Below are 2,884 nucleotides of genomic sequence, written 5' to 3'. Positions count from 1 at the left end.
GCCCGTACAGCAGATAGTGACCGGCATGGAGATTGACCGAGAAGACGGTTTCCGTCGGGGTGTGGAAGGTGTAAATCACTCCCTCGCCATCAGTGAAATGGGTTTCCTCGCCGTCGCGGCGCAGGTGTTGTGACCAGTCATCGGCCCATTGGGGGCCGAACAGCCCGGACAGGGCGGCGGTGGAGCGGTAAGTCCGGTTGAGGGTCAGCGGCAANGAAGTCGCCGGTCGCCACGTCCACCGGCTCGCCGGCTTTGTGACAGAGCTGGCTGTCACAGCCGGTTTTTTTCACCGACGGGGTGGGGGGTGATTCATGGGGGCGGTTTTTGTTCCCTCTGGGCAGGGGGAGGAGGCCGGCCAGCACCACGGCCCAGCGTAAGGCCCGGTCGCTGCTGACCATGATGTCATAGACGCCTTCGGTCTCCTGGGTGAGGGCGATGGACGCCGCGCCGCTGTTGATATTGGCGTCGCAGGTGGTGCGGTGGCCCAGCCGGGCAATGGGCTTGCCGTTGGCAAACACGGTTTTGGCGCCTTCGGCAATCACTACCGGGCCGGGGTGGTCGCTGCACCCAATTTTATCCCCGGCCCGGGCCACCGGTTTGCCTTCAAAAAAGACATTGGGCGAGCCTTCAATAATGGTGCCTTTATTCTGTCCATATTGTCCGATGGCGGCCCCGATACCGGCGACTGCGCCGCCGACAAAGCCGCCGGCTAATCCGGCCGCCGCGCCGGCGAGGATGGCGGCACCGACGCCGGCCGTCGCCACCACAAACGCGGCGGCGGCCACCGCCACGACGGCCCCCAGCAGGACGCCGCCCAGCGCGCCCCATAACCCGGCGCTTTTGTTCTGGTGGGCAATCGCATCCCCGAGCCGGGCGGGCGCACTCCCTTCGGTGGAGACGGTCTGCATACCCATCGCGCGGGCGACCTGGTGGCCGATTTTATCGCCGACATAACTGCCGGCCGATGCGCCGACGGCCCCGGCGGCCAGGCCGGCGGCAAAGGGCGCGGCCGCGCCGGTGGCGACGGCGTAAGCCCCGGCCGCGCCCAGAGAAGCCTGGCTGAACGCCTCGCTTTCCAGAAAGGCCAGCGCCTTGTCTGAACCCGATGTCGTCTTGGCGGTTCGGGGCGGTGGCGTGGCGGCTTTCGCCGGGGCGGTGGCCCCAGGAGCGGGGGGCGTTTGCCGGGGTGGAGAGGCCGGCGGGCGGTGGGCGGCCCCGGCACCCATCCAGACATTTTGTAATAGGCTCATCACGACTCCCTGGGGTTAGGGTTCCTCGCCCGGACGGGCTTGAAACGAGGTGATGATGGCCAGCATCTGCGCGCGCTGAGCCGGGGTCATGGCGCCGTTGCAGGTGCCGGTCAGAATCAGCACCTGATGTGGCAGGTTGAGCATCATCATCAGCTGATGCAGGGGACCCTGCGGGGCGGACCAGGTGAACTCGGCGGTCAGGGTGTCGCCGCCATTGAGCCGGCCGGGTTCCTGGGCGATAAGCTGCCAGTCTTTCAGCTGCTGACTGAGTGACGTGATTTCGCGCTCGGCAAACTGGGGGAAGTCGAGGCCCCAGGGCAGGGTGTCGCGGGACAGGGTGAGGCTGCTGCCGTTGTGGTCCTCGGGGCTGGTGAGCACCAGCACGCTGACATCCCGCCAGTCGCGGGGCACGTTGAGGGTGCCGGCGTTAAAGTGAAAAGGGATTAAGGTGTTTTCCTGCGTCATCGGGTTCTCCGGGTGCGTGTTCAGGGCGCCCGGCGGGTCGCCGGGGCCGTTATTCAGGTCAGATTAGTTATTCAGGCCGATTTTGCTGCCGTTAACGGACACCCCGTCGGCGTTCAGGGTAATGACGGAGCCGCCAAAGGTGAGGGTGATATGCGTTTGGGTCATCTCAATGCTGCCCGCGCCGACGGTCAGGGTGAGGTTGTCGCTGGCCGTATAGAACTGGGTGCCTTCGCCGGCTTTGCCCGCGGTGGCTTTGACCTGTATCTGGTTGGCTTCGGTGCTGCGCAGCCGGCAGATGGTTTCGGTGAGGCTGCCCTGTTCAATGCGGGTCTGTTCATCCCCGGTTTTTACCGCCACCTGGCGGTTGCCGGTTTCCACCACCAGGGTCTGGTCGTGTTTCACCACGGTGTTCATGTCCCGCTGGGCGTGCAGCGCCAGTGCTTCACGGCCTTTGGCATCCTCGAAGCGCAGTTCGTTGTAGCCTTCCCCTTTATGGGTTTTGGAGCGAAAGGCCATCTGGGTTTTGCTGCCCGGCAGGGTGCCCGGCGGGAGATTGCTGGCATGGTAGGTGCGCCCGGTGACAATCGGCTGGTCCGGGTCGCCGTTAAGAAAGTCCACCACCACTTCCTGACCGATACGCGGTATCGCCAGCATGCCCCAGCCCTGACCGGCCCAGGGCTGGGTGACCCGTATCCAGCAGGAGCTGTTATCGTTGCTCCGGCCGTAGCGGTCCCAGAGGAATTGCAGGCGGATACGGCCGTACGCGTCGCAATAGATTTCTTCGCCGGCCGGGCCGACCACTTTGGCAATCTGCGGACCCTCCATCACCGGTTTGGCTAACGGGGCCGGGCGCCAGTGCTGATTGTCGGCAATGAAGGTGAAGTCGTTGCTCAGGGTGGTGCCGCTCTCCCCGGCGGTCTGTTCCAGCGCCTGCGGCTGGCTGCCCCGGTGGGTGACGCTGACCAGCTGCCAGAGCCGGTTGAGGTCAGGCCGGGGATGGTGAGTCAGGGTGAACAGCACGCCGGGCCGCATCGTCGCGGCATTACTTTCCCCGTCGCCGGTCAGGGCGTTGTTGCGCAGGGCTTCCAGCCGGTAGCGGGTGAAATCAGCGCCGTGCTGTTCGTCTTTGAAGCGGCCGGGAAAATCGAAGTGTTCGTACCCGGTATGCT

General features: G+C 65.2%; 4 protein-coding genes. All 4 read right to left on the bottom strand.

Going from position 1 to position 2,884, the window contains the following annotated elements; all coding sequences use genetic code 11:
- Positions 1-214, bottom strand: a 214-nt coding sequence (locus CKY02_RS26050) for a DUF6531 domain-containing protein (RefSeq protein WP_240002126.1), incomplete at its 3' end; no start/stop codon positions are given.
- Complete coding sequence (locus CKY02_RS22650) at positions 138-908, bottom strand: PAAR domain-containing protein (protein WP_478354250.1); 771 nt, start codon at positions 906-908, stop codon at positions 138-140. The genes CKY02_RS22650 and CKY02_RS26050, both read right to left, overlap by 77 nt.
- Positions 909-1,265: 357 nt before the next feature.
- Entirely contained in the window at positions 1,266-1,715 is a 450-nt protein-coding gene (locus tag CKY02_RS22645) for a DcrB-related protein (RefSeq protein WP_112896971.1), read from the bottom strand.
- Between the two features lie 63 nt (positions 1,716-1,778).
- A partial coding sequence (gene tssI / locus CKY02_RS22640) for a type VI secretion system tip protein TssI/VgrG (protein WP_146747491.1) occupies positions 1,779-2,884 on the bottom strand: 1,106 nt, incomplete at its 5' end.

The sequence above is a fragment of the Photorhabdus bodei genome (assembly GCF_003287735.1).
In the GTDB taxonomy this organism is placed as follows: Bacteria; Pseudomonadota; Gammaproteobacteria; order Enterobacterales; family Enterobacteriaceae; genus Photorhabdus; species Photorhabdus kayaii.
This window is presented reverse-complemented; position numbering and strand designations above follow the sequence as displayed.

Excerpts from the sequence above, each read along its gene's own strand:
- CKY02_RS22645 (WP_112896971.1), bottom strand. The coding sequence starts at position 1,715 with ATGACGCAGGAAAACACCTTAATCCCTTTTCACTTTAACGCCGGCACC.